At 44.5% G+C, this 14,377-nt stretch carries 18 protein-coding genes; 17 read left to right on the top strand and 1 reads right to left on the bottom strand.

Annotation, left to right across the window (positions count from 1 at the left end):
- The first annotated feature begins 147 nt into the window (after nucleotides 1–147).
- The 10 genes from O3621_RS09020 (at nucleotide 148) to O3621_RS08975 (ending at nucleotide 7,249) form a co-directional block, all read left to right on the top strand.
- On the top strand, nucleotides 148–675 hold the full coding sequence (locus O3621_RS09020) for a YqeG family HAD IIIA-type phosphatase (protein ID WP_005592391.1): 528 nt from the start codon (nucleotides 148–150) through the stop codon (nucleotides 673–675).
- 2 nt (nucleotides 676–677) lie between these two features.
- Nucleotides 678–1,784, top strand: a complete 1,107-nt coding sequence (yqeH, locus tag O3621_RS09015; protein WP_371514069.1) for a ribosome biogenesis GTPase YqeH — start codon at nucleotides 678–680, stop codon at nucleotides 1,782–1,784.
- Between the two features lie 107 nt (nucleotides 1,785–1,891).
- Nucleotides 1,892–2,203, top strand: coding sequence for a ribosome assembly RNA-binding protein YhbY (gene yhbY / locus O3621_RS09010; protein WP_125330663.1), 312 nt, complete (start codon nucleotides 1,892–1,894; stop codon nucleotides 2,201–2,203).
- A gap of 28 nt (nucleotides 2,204–2,231) precedes the next feature.
- Nucleotides 2,232–2,864 carry a nicotinate-nucleotide adenylyltransferase gene (locus tag O3621_RS09005; protein ID WP_371514068.1) on the top strand — a complete coding sequence of 211 codons (633 nt, stop codon included), beginning with the start codon at nucleotides 2,232–2,234 and terminating at the stop codon, nucleotides 2,862–2,864.
- On the top strand, nucleotides 2,861–3,460 hold the full coding sequence (gene yqeK / locus O3621_RS09000) for a bis(5'-nucleosyl)-tetraphosphatase (symmetrical) YqeK (RefSeq protein ID WP_371514067.1): 600 nt from the start codon (nucleotides 2,861–2,863) through the stop codon (nucleotides 3,458–3,460). The genes O3621_RS09005 and yqeK overlap by 4 nt, the downstream gene beginning before the upstream one ends.
- Nucleotides 3,457–3,960, top strand: coding sequence for a cysteine hydrolase family protein (locus O3621_RS08995; RefSeq protein WP_371514066.1), 504 nt, complete (start codon nucleotides 3,457–3,459; stop codon nucleotides 3,958–3,960). Before yqeK ends, O3621_RS08995 begins: the two co-directional genes overlap by 4 nt.
- Nucleotides 3,961–3,969: 9 nt before the next feature.
- Nucleotides 3,970–4,335 carry a ribosome silencing factor gene (gene rsfS, locus O3621_RS08990; RefSeq protein ID WP_371514065.1) on the top strand — a complete coding sequence of 122 codons (366 nt, stop codon included), beginning with the start codon at nucleotides 3,970–3,972 and terminating at the stop codon, nucleotides 4,333–4,335.
- 74 nt (nucleotides 4,336–4,409) lie between these two features.
- Nucleotides 4,410–5,144 (top strand): class I SAM-dependent methyltransferase, encoded by a 735-nt coding sequence (locus tag O3621_RS08985; RefSeq protein WP_125330659.1) that lies wholly within the window; start codon nucleotides 4,410–4,412, stop codon nucleotides 5,142–5,144.
- A 1-nt stretch (nucleotide 5,145) separates the two neighbouring features.
- The gene (locus tag O3621_RS08980; protein ID WP_371514064.1) at nucleotides 5,146–6,240 is read left to right on the top strand and encodes a nucleotidyltransferase; all 1,095 of its coding nucleotides are present in this window, start codon (nucleotides 5,146–5,148) and stop codon (nucleotides 6,238–6,240) included.
- A gap of 205 nt (nucleotides 6,241–6,445) precedes the next feature.
- Complete coding sequence (locus tag O3621_RS08975; RefSeq protein WP_004187994.1) at nucleotides 6,446–7,249, top strand: DUF6612 family protein; 804 nt, start codon at nucleotides 6,446–6,448, stop codon at nucleotides 7,247–7,249.
- A 75-nt stretch (nucleotides 7,250–7,324) separates the two neighbouring features.
- On the opposite strand, the gene O3621_RS08970 is transcribed toward O3621_RS08975, so the two are convergent.
- A complete protein-coding gene (locus O3621_RS08970) occupies nucleotides 7,325–7,477 on the bottom strand; it encodes a hypothetical protein (protein ID WP_002919500.1) in 153 nt (50 codons plus the stop codon).
- Between O3621_RS08970 and O3621_RS08965 the strand changes: the two genes are divergently transcribed.
- From O3621_RS08965 to O3621_RS08935, 7 genes are all read left to right on the top strand, one after another.
- Complete coding sequence (locus tag O3621_RS08965; RefSeq protein WP_002919499.1) at nucleotides 7,476–7,841, top strand: hypothetical protein; 366 nt, start codon at nucleotides 7,476–7,478, stop codon at nucleotides 7,839–7,841. The genes O3621_RS08970 and O3621_RS08965 overlap by 2 nt on opposite strands.
- A 267-nt stretch (nucleotides 7,842–8,108) precedes the next feature.
- The gene (locus O3621_RS08960; protein WP_002901009.1) at nucleotides 8,109–8,825 is read left to right on the top strand and encodes a YebC/PmpR family DNA-binding transcriptional regulator; all 717 of its coding nucleotides are present in this window, start codon (nucleotides 8,109–8,111) and stop codon (nucleotides 8,823–8,825) included.
- 123 nt (nucleotides 8,826–8,948) lie between these two features.
- On the top strand, nucleotides 8,949–10,055 hold the full coding sequence (locus tag O3621_RS08955) for a DUF4352 domain-containing protein (RefSeq protein ID WP_185760137.1): 1,107 nt from the start codon (nucleotides 8,949–8,951) through the stop codon (nucleotides 10,053–10,055).
- A 112-nt stretch (nucleotides 10,056–10,167) separates the two neighbouring features.
- The gene (locus tag O3621_RS08950; RefSeq protein WP_314448972.1) at nucleotides 10,168–11,310 is read left to right on the top strand and encodes a M20 peptidase aminoacylase family protein; all 1,143 of its coding nucleotides are present in this window, start codon (nucleotides 10,168–10,170) and stop codon (nucleotides 11,308–11,310) included.
- A 118-nt stretch (nucleotides 11,311–11,428) separates the two neighbouring features.
- Nucleotides 11,429–12,256: an amino acid ABC transporter substrate-binding protein gene (locus O3621_RS08945; RefSeq protein ID WP_314448969.1), complete on the top strand. Its 828-nt coding sequence runs from the start codon at nucleotides 11,429–11,431 to the stop codon at nucleotides 12,254–12,256.
- Nucleotides 12,257–12,373: 117 nt separating this feature from the next.
- The gene (locus O3621_RS08940) at nucleotides 12,374–13,756 is read left to right on the top strand and encodes a M20/M25/M40 family metallo-hydrolase (RefSeq protein WP_268697787.1); all 1,383 of its coding nucleotides are present in this window, start codon (nucleotides 12,374–12,376) and stop codon (nucleotides 13,754–13,756) included.
- A gap of 16 nt (nucleotides 13,757–13,772) precedes the next feature.
- Complete coding sequence (locus tag O3621_RS08935; protein WP_268697786.1) at nucleotides 13,773–14,366, top strand: MptD family putative ECF transporter S component; 594 nt, start codon at nucleotides 13,773–13,775, stop codon at nucleotides 14,364–14,366.
- Nucleotides 14,367–14,377 lie beyond the last annotated feature (11 nt).

The raw sequence follows: 14,377 nt of genomic DNA, 5'->3' as shown, positions 1-14,377 counted from the left end.
AAGCTTCCCACTTAGGAAGCTGTTTTCATTTGCTTGAAAAATAGAAAAGTGAACATTACCTATTCGCTCTAGAAGAAATAGGAGCATGAGTGCCAAAAAGCCTATTTTATGCTATAATAATGAGAATACGAATTTTTGGAGAGAGATGTGGCGATTGAAGATTATATGCCGGACTTTGCGGTCGAGGCAGTTTACGATTTGACAGTAGAGAGTTTGAAAAGACAGGGGATCAAAGCGGTTTTGGTGGATTTGGATAACACCTTGATTGCTTGGAATAATCCTGATGGGACTCCAGAGATGAAGAAGTGGCTCCATGATTTGCGGGACGCGGGCATTCGGATAATCGTGGTGTCCAATAATAACCAAAAACGGGTCAAGCGGGCTGTTGAAAAGTTTGAAATTGACTATGTCTACTGGGCCATGAAACCCTTCACTTGGGGAATTGATCGAGCACTCAAGCTTTTTCATTTCGAAAAAAATGAAGTGGTCATGGTGGGTGACCAGCTCATGACGGATATTCGGGCAGCACATCGGGCCGGGATTCGTTCGATTTTGGTCAAACCGCTGGTTGAGCACGACTCTATCAAGACCCAGATCAATCGGGCGCGTGAACGCCGCGTGCTCAAGAAAATTACTGAAAAATACGGCCCAATTCAATACAAAAAAGGAATTTAAGCATGGAAGAACTTCTCTGTATCGGCTGCGGAGCCCCTATTCAGACAGAAGATAAGGGCAAGCTGGGCTACACACCTCAGTCAGCTCTGGAAAAAGGCTTGGAGACAGGCGAACTCTATTGTCAGCGCTGTTTCCGACTGCGCCATTATAATGAAATCAGCGATGTCCAGCTGACGGATGATGACTTTCTGCGGCTTCTGCATGAGGTTGGAGATAGCGACGCCTTGGTCGTCAATGTTGTCGATATTTTTGACTTTAATGGATCGGTCATCCCTGGCCTGCCTCGCTTTGTTGCTGGAAACGATGTTCTCTTGGTTGGGAATAAAAAGGACATTCTGCCTAAGTCGGTCAAGGATAGCAAGGTGACCCAATGGCTGACGGAGCGAGCTCATGAAGAAGGTTTGCGTCCAGTTGATGTGGTCCTGACCTCTGCTCAGAACAAGCAGGCGATCAAGGACTTGATTGACAAAATCGAGCATTGCCGCAAGGGACGTGATGTTTATGTGGTTGGCGTGACCAATGTGGGCAAGTCTACTTTGATTAACGCCATTATTCAAGAAATCACAGGCGACAAGGATATTATTACGACTTCGCGCTTCCCGGGCACAACTTTGGATAAAATCGAGATTCCTTTGGCAGATGGCAGTCATATCTATGATACGCCGGGCATTATCCATCGTCACCAGATGGCTCACTATCTTTCTGCTAAGAATCTCAAATATATCAGTCCCAAAAAGGAAATCAAGCCCAAAACCTACCAGCTTAATCCAAATCAAACCCTCTTTTTGGGTGGTCTAGGCCGTTTCGACTTTGTGGCAGGTGACAAGCAAGGCTTCACGGCTTATTTTGACAATGAGCTTAAGCTCCACCGGACCAAGTTGCAGTGTGCTAGCAACTTTTATGATAAGCATGTCGGCAGTCTCTTGGTGCCGCCGGTTGGCAAGGAAAAGGAAGAGTTTCCAGCCTTGGTCAAGCATGAATTTACCATCAAGGACAAGACGGATATCGTCTTCTCTGGTCTGGGTTGGATTCGCGTCAGTGGTCCTGCCAGAGTAGCCGGATGGGCACCAGAAGGCGTGGCAGTTGTCACTCGGAAAGCTATTATATAATACTCAAGACACCAAGGGGAAGAAATTCCCTTAAAATAAGGAAGGAAAAGGCTATGAACAGTGGGGAGTAAAGCGAATCCTAGCTGTATCAAGCCTTATAGAAGAACATGACACTAACATCAAAACAAAGAGCCTTTCTCAACAGTCAGGCGCATAGTCTCAAACCTATCATTCAGATAGGGAAAAATGGACTCAACGACCAAATCAAAACCAGTGTCCGTCAGGCGCTGGATGCGCGAGAGCTGATCAAGGTTACCCTCTTGCAAAATACGGATGAGAATATCCATGAAGTTGCGGAGATTCTGGAAGAGGAAATCGGAGTGGATACGGTGCAGAAGATTGGCCGGATCTTGATTCTCTACAAGCAGTCCAGCAAGAAGGAAAATCGCAAACTCTCGGTCAAAGTTAAACAAGTGTAAGGAAAAATTTCTGTGGAGATGTCAGCCTATGGCTATTGAATTACTGACCCCCTTTACCAAGGTGGATTTAGAACCAGAAGTTAAAGATAAAAAACGCAAGCAGATTGGCATTTTAGGTGGCAATTTCAACCCTGTCCACAATGCTCATTTGGTCGTGGCGGATCAGGTCCGGCAACAGTTGGGCTTGGATCAGGTCCTGCTCATGCCAGAGTACGAGCCGCCGCATGTGGACAAGAAAGAGACCATTGATGAAAAGCATCGGCTGAAAATGCTGGAACTGGCTATCGAGGGCATTGAAGGTCTAGGGATTGAGCCCATTGAGCTGGAGCGTAAGGGAATTTCCTATACCTACGACACTATGAAGCTCCTGACAGAGCAACATCCCGATACGGACTATTACTTTATCATCGGTGCGGATATGGTGGACTATCTGCCCAAGTGGTACCGGATTGATGAGCTGGTTGAGCTAGTTCAATTTGTCGGTGTTCAGCGGCTGCGCTACAAGGCGGGGACTTCTTACCCTGTCATCTGGGTGGATGTGCCCCTTATGGATATTTCCTCCAGTATGGTGCGGGATTTTCTTGCTCAGGGACGGACTCCTAATTTCCTGCTGCCTCAGCCGGTCTTAGACTATATTGAGAAAGAAGGACTTTACCTATGACCTATGAAAGCTATATCAGCATGAGTCGTGAGGCCTTACTGGCTAAGATGGAAACCGTCATGCCTGAGAAACGCCTGCGGCATTGTCTAGGTGTGGAAAAGGCTGCTCGTGAATTAGCGGAGCACTTCGGTCTTGATGTTGAAAAAGCGGGTTTGGCAGGACTCCTGCACGACTATGCTAAAAAAGTCTCGGATGAGGAATTCCTATCCTTGATTGATAAATATCAGCTGGATCCTGACCTGAAAAACTGGGGCAATAATGTCTGGCATGGCATGGTGGGCATTTACAAGATTCAGGAAGATTTAGGCATCGAAGATGCTGAGATTCTGCGAGCCATCAAGATTCATACAGTAGGGAGCGCTACCATGTCTGAGCTGGACAAGGTCGTCTATGTCGCCGACTATATTGAGCACAACCGGGATTTTCCGGGAGTAGACAAGGCTAGAGACTTGGCTCAGCGGTCGCTTAATTTAGCTGTGGCCTATGAAACAGCAAGGACGGTGGAGCATCTAGCCCATAAGGGGATGCCCATCTATCCGCAAACCTTGGAGACTTACAATACCTTTGTAGGGTATTTAAAGGAAATAGAAGAATGAAAACAGCTCTAATCATTATAGATGTACAAAATATCTTAGTGGAGACAGGTTTTCAGTCTGATAAAATGATGGATAAAATTTCCTTTCTGCAACTTCAGGCTAGGAGTAAAGGTGTCGAAATTATCTATATTCAGCATATTGAAAATCCAGAAGACAGTGCATTGGAAGATTGGCAGTTGTCTCCTCTCTTAAATCGGAAGTCAGACGAAAAGGTCTTTCAGAAGAAATATAATAGTATATTTAAAGAGACTGGTTTAAAAGACTACTTGGATAAAGAAGATATTGGCCGTCTAGTTTTATGTGGAATGCAGACAGAATATTGTGTAGATGCATCAGTTAAAGTTGGATTTGAATTTGATTATAAACTTGTCATTCCAGAAGGTGCTTTTACAACTTTTGATGGAGAAGACGCTTCGGCAGAAAAAATAAATACTTTTTACCAAAAAATTTGGGACGGACGTTTTGCGGATGTTCTAGATTACAAAAACATTTTTAATTAAAGAGGAACTATGAAAGAACAAGAATTATTGGAACTGGTCGTGAAAGCGGCTGATGAAAAGCGTGCAGAAGATATTGTGGCTTTAGACTTGCAAGGTCTGACTACGGTGACAGATTACTTTGTCATCGTTAGCTCTATGAACAGTCGTCAGCTGGATGCGGTCGCTGAAAATATCCGTGAGAAAGCTGCAGCGGCGGGTGTTTCTGCTGGTCATGTTGAGGGTAATGCAGCTGGTGGCTGGGTTCTCTTAGACTTGGGTGGCGTGGTTGTCCATGTCTTTTCTGAGGAAATGCGGGCGCATTACAATCTGGAAAAGTTGTGGCACGAAGCAACTGGTGTGGATGTTGCAGCCTTATTGGAAGAAAAAAACAAGTAATTTTTTGCCCTTAGACAGAAAGTAGAATTCGGCTCAGTCAGCCTGCTGGCTGGGCTATTTTTGAAAGGAAAAGTATGGCAACTTATGAAACCTTCGCGTCGGTTTACGATGCGATTATGGATGATTCTTTGTATGAGAAGTGGACGGATTTCAGCCTGCGTTATTTTCCCAAGGATAAGAAAAAACTGCTGGAGCTAGCCTGCGGTACGGGCATCCAGTCCATTTATTTTAAGCAAGCGGGTCTTGAGGTGACAGGGCTGGACCTGAGTCAGGAAATGCTGGATTTGGCAGAGAAGCGTAGCATAGAGGCCGGTTTGGATATTCCCTTTATCCAGGGCAATATGCTGGATTTGAGTGGCGTCGGTCAGTTTGATTTGGTGACTTGCTATTCAGACTCGATTTGCTATATGGAGGACGAAGTCGATGTTGGTCAGGTCTTCACTCAAGTCTACCAGCATCTAAATGAGGGCGGCCGCTTTATCTTTGACGTACACTCGATTTACCAGATTGACGAGGTTTTTCCTGGCTATTCCTATCACGAAAATGCTGAAACCTTTGCTATGGTATGGGATTCCTATGCGGACGAACCGCCTCATTCTATCGTGCATGAGCTGACCTTCTTTGTCCAAGACGAGGATGGGCGCTTCACGCGCCATGATGAGGTGCATGAGGAGCGGACCTATGAGATTCTGACCTATGATATCTTGCTGGAGCAGGCAGGCTTTAAGAACGTCAAGGTTTATGCGGACTTTGAGGACAAGGAGCCAACTGACAAGAGCGCTCGTTGGTTCTTTGTGGCGGAGAAATGAGATGACAGTTACGGGTATTATCGCAGAGTTTAATCCTTTTCATAATGGGCACAAATATCTGCTGGAGCAGGCTTCTAGTCTGAAAATCATTGCTATGAGTGGCAATTTTGTTCAGCGCGGAGAGCCGGCTATCGTGGACAAGTGGACTCGGGCACAGATGGCTTTGGAAGCTGGAGCGGATTTGGTCCTTGAGTTGCCTTTCTTGGTCAGCGTTCAGGCGGCAGACTTTTTCGCTAAGGGGGCAGTAGACATCTTAGAGAGACTGGGCATTGAGCATCTGACTTTTGGAACTGAGGAAGTGTTGGACTATGGGAGTATTTCGAGGGTCTATGGCGAGAAGGCAGAGCAGATGGAGGCTTATCTGGCTGGCTTGCCTGATTCCCTATCATATCCCCAGAAGACTCAGGCCATGTGGCAGGAGTTTGCAGGGCTCAATTTCTCAGGCTCTACCCCCAATCATATCTTAGGCTTGGCCTATGCCAAGGCTGTGGCAGGAAAGGCTATCAAGCTGTGCCCGATTCAACGTCAGGGAGCCGGCTATCATTCCTTATCGGCTGATCAAGAATTCGCCTCCGCAACTGCCCTTCGTCAGAATCTAGATCAGCCAGACTTTCTCAAAAAATTCACTCCAGCCCATCACTTGCTCGAGAAGGCAGCAAAGGTGACTTGGGAAGACCTCTTTCCTTACCTCCGTTACCAAATCACGACTTGTCCGGATTTAACGGACTTTTATCAGGTCAATCAGGAGTTGGCCGTTAGGATTAGAGAGGCCTTGAAAAGCAGTGAGGCCATAGAAGAGCTAGTTGAGCAGGTGGCGACCAAGCGCTATACCAAGGCTCGGGTTCGGCGTCTGCTGACCTATATCCTGGTCGGGGCTAGACAAGAAGAACTTCCGTCAGGTGTTCATATTTTAGGCTTTTCCGAGCAGGGGCGCCAGCATTTGTCCCAGCTTAAGGGAAAAGTTGAACTGGTCAGCCGTATCGGCAAGGAGCCATGGGATAGTCTAACCCAGCAGGCTGATAAGGTCTATCAGCTAGGCAATCCTGCACTTATGGAACAGAATTTTGGACGGGTTCCGATTATGAAAGACAAGTAAGGCTGAATGTTCAGCCTTTTTGCTTTGTTTGCGACGGTAAATAAAAAATGGTATAATAAACAAATAAACTTGTTTTCACTAAGAAGCATGATTTGCTTTTTAGCGGTTTGACTGTAGGTATGAAAGCTAGCATTCGGTCAATAAAACATTGCTGTGCTGATTGAATGCTTATCTTTCCTATCCATGTCTCAAAGGAGGAAGACTCATGAAATTCAAAAAGATTACCTTTATGGCCCTTACAGCCTTGCTTACGCTTAGTTTAGGGGCTTGTAGCTTGATTGGGCAGAAGCATTCTCAAAAGAATCAGGGTGGGACTGAGAATAGCTCCCGTGAGAGCCAAAAGAATACTTCTTCTGACGATATTGAAGAACTCTTGGAGAAAGCAGAAACTGCGAATGAAGATCTAACTTCAATGAAAATGAAGGTAAAACTATCTATCACTGTAGATGGTTCCAATAAAACTCAAACGATGAGCGGGGATCTTCTCTATGATAAAAGCACGGATGAGCTGGCCAAGGGGCATTTAATCATAGATGGAAAAGAGAGCGGTCAGGAGAGTTATCAAGAAGCGATTATGCCAGGCGGAGAGAATAAACTTTTGTATACTCGTTCTTCTAAAAATGGAACATGGTCTAAGCAAGAAATGGGAAGCGGGGCAGATTATTATGTTCAGCCCGATTATTTCAAACTTATGGATGGCTTTTATCAAATGGCTGATGATGTCACTGTAAAGGAAAGCGGTGATGAATATATCTTTAAATTAAGTAGCAAAAATGCTGATTTGCTAGGACTTTTTGGTGAAGAATTCAAACTAGAGCTGACAGGTGTTACTCAGGCTGATATGGATAAAACGTTAGAAGTACGCTTGGATAAAAAGACCTTATTCTTAAAAGACTTCAAGCTAGGTCTATCTTATAAAGGTGAAGAAGGCAGTTTGGATGTTCAAACAGATACTCAATATTCTGACTGGAATAATGTAGAGGAAGATGAATTTAAGGCGCCTCAGTAAAGCATAAGCAAAACTATTAGCTGAGAAAGGAAAAGTCATGCCTTTATTGTTTTCATTTCGCTACCGTAGAGGACTCTATTTGACCATAGTCATCTTGGCATCTGTCTTCTTAGTCTCAGGCATCATTTTCGGTGCCTTAGCTTCCTTGCTCTTGTTTTCAATTGATAAAGCCATGCCTGGAGCAGGAATACGCTCGTTCAGTTTGCCTTTTATACTTGCTTTTTTCATGACTGCTGTAATCGAAATATTTGCAATAGTTCATGCGGGACGCAAGCTGAGTAAAAAGTGCTTTGTTCTTGCAGGAACAGAATGGGGCCTAACCGTGCGAGGTGCTTTCTTGAAAAAGCATAGCTTTGCTTGGAATCAGCTGGAAAGTGTCTTTTACCGGCCGGCTTGGGGCAGAACTTCTGATGGGCAGCCTTCTTTTCGACTGGGGGTCAGGCGCTATCGGAGAGACTACCTATATGTCAAGCCTTATCATGGCAAGTCCGTTCGAGTAGATGTCACTTTTTTAGATGGCAGAATAGAGGATGTTTTTGACTGTTTAAGCAGGTGCAAACCGGATTTATCTATTGTGAAAAATTATCAGTGATATTATTGATGGATTTCGGTAAAGGTCCGTTATGACAGACCTGCCGGTTTCGGGAAATAGAATGTACCGTCCAGTTGCTCTTTTAGCGACTGGATTTTTTATGAAAGGAAAACAGAAATCAATTTTGTCTCGATTTCAGTCCAGCAGGAGTTGAACAATACAACCAGAATCTTCTAGGAGCTATCATTTTTTCTTAGTGATTTTTCTGATTCCCTGTGTTATAATAAGAAAGATTAAAAATGTAATTTATCAAAAGGAGAATCTCCAATGGGACGTAAATGGGCCAATATTGTGGCAAAGAAAACGGCCAAAGACGGCGCGAACTCAAAAGTATATGCTAAGTTTGGTGTGGAAATCTATGTAGCAGCTAAAAAAGGTGATCCAGATCCAGAGTCTAACACAGCTTTGAAATTCGTTATTGATCGAGCTAAGCAGGCTCAGGTGCCTAAGCATGTCATTGACAAGGCCATTGATAAGGCAAAAGGAAACACGGACGAAACCTTTACTGAAGGCCGCTATGAAGGATTTGGGCCAAACGGTTCTATGCTGATTGTCGATACTCTGACTTCAAATGTCAATCGGACTGCAGCCAATGTTCGTGCAGCCTTTGGGAAAAATGGCGGTAATATGGGAGCTAGCGGCTCTGTATCTTATCTTTTTGATAATAAAGGCGTGATTGTCTTTGCTGGGGACGACGCTGACAGTGTCTTTGAACAGCTGCTGGAAGCGGATGTGGATGTTGATGATGTTGAAGCAGAAGAAGGAAGCATCACTGTCTATACAGCGCCAACTGACCTTCACAAGGCTATCGTGGCTCTGCGTGAATCTGGCATTCAAGAATTCCAAGTAACTGAGCTTGAAATGATTCCTCAGTCTGAAGTAGAGTTGACTGGTGAAGACCTCGAAACCTTTGAAAAACTTTATAGCGTTTTGGAAGACGACGAAGATGTCCAAAAAATCTATACGAATGTAGATGGATTCTAAAGATACTTGACCTGTAGTTGGAGCTACAGGTTTTTCTGTGATGAGAAGCCTCAAACTGTATTTACCAGCGCAGCTAAGTATGGTGAAATAGAAAGGTCATATTATTAAGTTATTAAGGAGACAATGATGAAAAAAGTATTTCAATACACAACCTTGCTTTTAGCAGGAATGAGCTTAACTGCCTGTGCCTTGCTTCCGACTCCAAATCAGGATCTTACAAGTAAGCAAAGTCAGGAGAAGAAGGACAAGAAAGTAGCCAGCAATGGACAGGTAGATATCAAGATTAAGGAAGGCCAGTTTATTTTGCCAAGCAATGGGGCCGCTGATTCAAAATACTTAGCTTTGTCATTGGAAATTAAGAATAAAACAGATGAAAAAATCATGATTTCCTCTTCAGACATTGGCTTTTATGATTCAGAAGGTGAGAAAATCCAGCCGGTCGGAGTTTATGATGATGCAGAAAACTTTAAAATACTGAAATATGAAGATTTAGCTAAGGGAAAGACTCTTTCTGGTTATCTTGTATTTAAGGTTGAAAAGGATAAAAAATATGAGCTGCACTATGAGAAGAAAACTTATGATGCTGATGAGAAAACAGAAGAAATCAAGCTAAATGTTGATCCTTCGAGCTATCCTGATCAAATCGAAGATTCAAAGAAACTAGCTTCTGATTATCTGAATGCCGTTTTCTTAGGTGGAGACGCCAAAAGCAAAGACAAGGCAAAGTCATCCAAGGGCAAGGAAGATTTTGTCTTGGGCGGTAATTTGGAGCAAGATAAAAATGACTTTAGAGCAGCTTTTGCTGAAGACTTCAAACGTAAATTGCATGACTATCCCTTTACTGATAAGGAAGTCAATACCTTTATCGATGCCTATGTGGAAAATAATGCAAAACGCTCCGAAATTTCTTATACAGTAGCCCAGTACATGCCGAACGAGATAGTGATCAAGATTAAACCGAGAACGGTCAGTCTAAGTAAAACCATCCTGAACTACAGTAAAGAGTTTTCTGACAAGCATCGTTCTGAGTATGCGAATCTTTCGGAATTCTATAAAGCACAGGATAAGAATTATGCTGATGACATGATGGCTGGATTGGACTCACGGCCGCTTCTCACCCCAGAACGAGATTATCAGCTGAAATTTGTCAAGACAGATGGCAAATGGGTCTTGGAGCGTGATTTTTCTTATGAATCCATTGTCATTTCTTTCGAAGGCGATATCTCATAATAGCAAAATTAGAGGGCTGATTATTGATTATTTGCTCTCTATTTTTGTGCCCTCGTCTTGCTTTGTGCTATACTGGATGGTAGATAGGTGTATTCGAGTAAAGGAGTCTGCCATGAAAAAATTTTATGATAAACTGATGCAAACGCGGCATTATCTTCATCAGCATCCAGAACTGTCTGGGCAGGAATTTGAAACGACAGCTTTCCTAAGAAGCTATCTGGAAGATTTGGAGATTAGGATTTTAGAATCCGGTATGAAAACCGGCCTAGTTGCCGAAGTTGGCTCTGGCAAGCCAGTTATTGCCCTGAGAGCAGATATCGATGCTCTGCCCATTTTGGAGCAGACTGGTCTGCCTTACGCCAGTCAGAATGCAGGCGTCATGCACGCTTGCGGCCATGATTTTCATCAGACCAGCCTTTTGGGGGCAGCGGAGCTGCTCAAGGCTATGGAAGGTGATTTGAGAGGAACGGTTCGTTTGATTTTTCAGCCGGCTGAGGAAACTTCTCAGGGAGCCAGTCAGGTTCTTGCGACTGGTTTGCTGGACGGTGTGTCTGCTATTATCGGCTTTCACAATATGCCCCAGCTTAAGGCGGGACAGCTAGCACTTAAAGCAGGAGCCATGATGGCTGGGGTTGAGAAGTTCAAGGTGGAGGTGGAAGGCGTCAGCAGCCATGCGGCTAGACCAGATTTGGGTGTTGATACAGTATTGACCTTGACCAGTATGATTCAAAATCTGCAGGCGCTAGTGACCCGCACAGTGTCTCCTTTTGAAGCGGCTGTCTTATCTGTGACTCATATCGAAGCAGGAGCGACCTGGAATGTACTGCCGCAGTCGGGCTTTTTTGAAGGGACTATCCGTAGCTTCAATCCGACCTTGCAGCAGCGTCTCAAAGAAGACTTTATCCGAATTGTAGAGAATACAGCTGAGAATTTTAGGGCTCAAGTCCGGATTTCTTGGGACCATACTCCGCCAGTGACCTATAATGACACCGAATTGGCTGAGCTGCTCTATGAGCACTCACAGAATCTGGCAGAGGTCCTGCCTGCCAATCCATCCTCGGCTGGAGAAGATTTTGCCTTTTATCAGGAGAAGCTTCCAGGCGTTTTTGCCTTTATCGGCTCAAATGGGGCAGAAAATGCTCCTGACCTCCATCACGACAGCATGGTCATTGACGACGAAGCCTTTAAAGTTTCCGTTCCTTACTATGTCGAAAGTGCCCTCTTTCTCCTGCAACACTACAGGCAGAAAGTCTAGTGAATGACTGCCTCAAAGCTGATAAAGAAAAGCTATCACCTCCATAAAAAATATATAATGGTCAAGTTTCTCCTTATTTGATATGATAAAGAAAGACTTTTTAGGAGGAATTCGAAATATGAACCTGAAGAAAACCTTGAAATACTTCTCTCTGGCAGCCGTCAGTGTCTTGGCCATTGGTGCCTTGGTGGCTTGCTCATCATCAAGTGAGAAGAAAACAGAGAAAACAAAGGTAGAAGTCGGAACAGTGGGAACGACCAAACCATTTTCATACGAGGATAAAGACGGTAAACTGACTGGCTACGATATCGAAGTCCTTCGTGCTATTTTTAAGGGATCAGACAAGTATGAAGTCAATTTCAATAAGACCAAGTGGGCTTCTATTTTCTCAGGTCTGGACAGTGACCGTTACCAGATTGGTGCAAATAATATCAGCTATTCCGAAGAACGAGCTGACAAATATCTCTATGCTAGTCCATATGCGAAAAATCCAACAGTTCTAGTTGTCCGTAAGGGCGAGGGAATCAAATCACTGGATGACATTGGCGGCAAGTCTACTGAGGTTGTTCAGGGGACTTCAACAGCTCAGCAACTAGAGGACTACAACAAGGAGCATAGCGACAAACCGACAAAAATCAATTATACGGACGGAACCATTCAGCAAATCTTGGCCAATCTCAATGACGGCCGTACGGACTATAAGATTTTTGAGCGCATAACTGTAGAGTCTATTATCAAGGACCAAGGCTTGAATAATCTGGAAGTGATTGAGCTTCCAAGCGACCAGCAGCCTTATGTCTATCCGATTATTGCAAGCGGTCAGGAAGACTTGCAAAAATTTGTCAACAAGCGAATCAAAGAACTCTATGAGGATGGTACGCTTGAAAAACTATCACAAGAATTCTTTGGCGGCTCTTACCTGCCAGATGCAAAAGACATCAAGTAAGAAATCCCATCAAGTCCAGTCTGCAATTTGGCTGACTAGACTTTGATACAAGAAATACGATAAGGGCGGGGAAGCTTATTTCCCCAGCCCTTTATCTGCTGTTAATAGGAGTAACGCATGCCTTTCTCAACTGAGACTGAACAAATCAAGAAATTTGAAAACGACGAGGTAGCCCAGCACTATTTTGAAGTGCTGCGGACCTTGATTTCTAAAAAATCAATCTTTGCCCAGCAGATTGGTCTGCAGGAAGTAGCCAATTATTTAGGAGAGATTTTTACAGCTGCAGGTGCCAAGGTCATGATTGATGATAGCTATACTGCTCCATTTATTTTGGCGGAGTTTCTTTCTTCAAATCCTGCTGCTAAGACTATTATTTTCTACAACCACTACGATACAGTGCCGGCAGACGATGACCAGCCATGGACAAATGATCCTTTTACATTGTCAGTTCATTATGGGGTTATGTATGGGCGAGGAGTGGATGATGACAAGGGGCACATTACCGCTCGTTTGACGGCCGTTCGTAAGTATATTCGAGAGCACGGTGATTTGCCGGTCAATATCATTTTTATGATGGAAGGAGCAGAAGAGTCCGCTTCGACAGACTTGGATAAATATTTGGCCAAGCATCGCAAACGCCTGCGAGGAGCAGATTTGCTGGTCTGGGAGCAAGGCAGCCGCAACAATCTAGGTCAGCTGGAAATCTCAGGCGGTAACAAGGGAATTGTTACCTTCGATATGACGGTCAAAAGTGCAGATGTAGACATCCATTCCAGCTTCGGTGGGGTTATCAATTCCGCTTCCTGGTATTTGCTCAATGCTCTATCCAGCTTGCGCAGTCCAGACGGTCGCATCTTAGTTGAAGGCATCTATGAGCAGGTTCAAGAGCCCAACGAGCGTGAGCTGGCCCTAATTGAGGAATATGCCCTGCGGACTCCTGAAGAGTTGAGTCAAGTCTATGGCTTGAAATTACCGGTTTTGCTGGACGAGCGGAAGGAATTTCTCCGTCGCTTTTACTTTGAACCTTCGTTGAATATTGAAGGCTTCGGATCAGGCTATCAGGGTCAAGGAGTAAAAACCATTTTACCTTCAGATGCCCAGGCCAAGATGGAGGTTCGTCTGGTGCCAGGTCTGGAACCACAAGATGTTTTGGACAAGATTCGTCAGCAGCTGGATAAAAATGGCTATCCAGCGGTTGAGCTGACCTATACCTTGGGAGAGATGAGCTATCGAAGCGACATGAGTGCACCTTCCATTCTCAATCTTATCGAACTGGCTAAAGATTATTACCAAGAGGGCATATCTGTTCTGCCGACTTCAGCTGGAACTGGTCCGATGCACACGGTCTATGAGGCCTTGGAGGTTCCTATGGCGGCTTTCGGACTCGGCAATGCCAATAGTCGAGATCATGGCGGAGATGAGAATGTGAAAATTGCTGACTACTATACTCACATAGAGCTCATTCAAGACTTGATTGGCAGTTATCGTCGAGCTGACTAGCGGGAAAGGAAGGCTTATGCTATACTCTATAAGAAAAGACAAACTGAAGCAGGCTGGCTTCTTTTACCTCTTTTATTTCCTAGCCATGATCTTAGGCGTCTTGGTTGGGCTTCTATTTGACCACTCCGGCAATATGTTTTACGCTCCAGCTTTTACAGCTTTCTTTGGCGGAGTTCTGTTCATCTTCTATACAGAGAAAATAAAGACCTTCGGTCTGATCAGCGGCTTAGGCTGTCTGCTAGGTTTCTTCTTTCTGCTCAGTCGACATGGCTTTGGAGCCTTTCTACCAGGTTTGATTTGTGGTGTTTTAGCGGATCTTATAGCTCGGTCAGGTAGCTATCAAAAGACTGTTAGAAACTTGCTGGCTTTTATGGTTTTCAGCTTTAGCACAGCGGGTCCTATTTTCCTAATGTGGCTGGCTCCCAAGCAGTATGAAGCTAGTCTTCTTGCCAGAGGAAAGACTCAGGCTTATATCGACCAGGTCATGCTTAAGCCAGAACCCAGCTTAGTCCTCTGGTTTGTAGCCAGCATTTTTCTGGGGGCTTTACTTGGAGCCCTGTTAGGTAGGAAGATCCTTAAAGCTAGACATTCTAAGTCAGCTTCGGTCTAAATATCATCGAA

Source organism: Streptococcus sp. 20925_1_22 (assembly GCF_041431685.1).
Taxonomy (GTDB): Bacteria; Bacillota; Bacilli; order Lactobacillales; family Streptococcaceae; genus Streptococcus.
This window is presented reverse-complemented; position numbering and strand designations above follow the sequence as displayed.

Bases quoted from the DNA above. Each gene is read 5' to 3' on its own strand.
- O3621_RS08970 (WP_002919500.1), bottom strand. From the start codon at position 7,477: ATGAAAAAAGCAAGTATAAAAGGCAAACTGAACGAGCGTATTCCTGCT.
- O3621_RS08940 (WP_268697787.1), top strand. From the start codon at position 12,374: ATGCCTTTCTCAACTGAGACTGAACAAATCAAGAAATTTGAAAACGAC.
- yhbY (WP_125330663.1), top strand. From the start codon at position 1,892: ATGACACTAACATCAAAACAAAGAGCCTTTCTCAACAGTCAGGCGCAT.
- O3621_RS08945 (WP_314448969.1), top strand. From the start codon at position 11,429: ATGAACCTGAAGAAAACCTTGAAATACTTCTCTCTGGCAGCCGTCAGT.
- O3621_RS08985 (WP_125330659.1), top strand. From the start codon at position 4,410: ATGGCAACTTATGAAACCTTCGCGTCGGTTTACGATGCGATTATGGAT.
- O3621_RS08980 (WP_371514064.1), top strand. From the start codon at position 5,146: ATGACAGTTACGGGTATTATCGCAGAGTTTAATCCTTTTCATAATGGG.
- rsfS (WP_371514065.1), top strand. From the start codon at position 3,970: ATGAAAGAACAAGAATTATTGGAACTGGTCGTGAAAGCGGCTGATGAA.
- O3621_RS08955 (WP_185760137.1), top strand. From the start codon at position 8,949: ATGATGAAAAAAGTATTTCAATACACAACCTTGCTTTTAGCAGGAATG.
- O3621_RS08995 (WP_371514066.1), top strand. From the start codon at position 3,457: ATGAAAACAGCTCTAATCATTATAGATGTACAAAATATCTTAGTGGAG.
- yqeK (WP_371514067.1), top strand. From the start codon at position 2,861: ATGACCTATGAAAGCTATATCAGCATGAGTCGTGAGGCCTTACTGGCT.
- O3621_RS08960 (WP_002901009.1), top strand. From the start codon at position 8,109: ATGGGACGTAAATGGGCCAATATTGTGGCAAAGAAAACGGCCAAAGAC.
- O3621_RS08975 (WP_004187994.1), top strand. From the start codon at position 6,446: ATGAAATTCAAAAAGATTACCTTTATGGCCCTTACAGCCTTGCTTACG.
- O3621_RS08950 (WP_314448972.1), top strand. From the start codon at position 10,168: ATGAAAAAATTTTATGATAAACTGATGCAAACGCGGCATTATCTTCAT.
- O3621_RS08965 (WP_002919499.1), top strand. From the start codon at position 7,476: ATGACTGCTGTAATCGAAATATTTGCAATAGTTCATGCGGGACGCAAG.
- O3621_RS09005 (WP_371514068.1), top strand. From the start codon at position 2,232: ATGGCTATTGAATTACTGACCCCCTTTACCAAGGTGGATTTAGAACCA.
- yqeH (WP_371514069.1), top strand. From the start codon at position 678: ATGGAAGAACTTCTCTGTATCGGCTGCGGAGCCCCTATTCAGACAGAA.
- O3621_RS08935 (WP_268697786.1), top strand. From the start codon at position 13,773: ATGCTATACTCTATAAGAAAAGACAAACTGAAGCAGGCTGGCTTCTTT.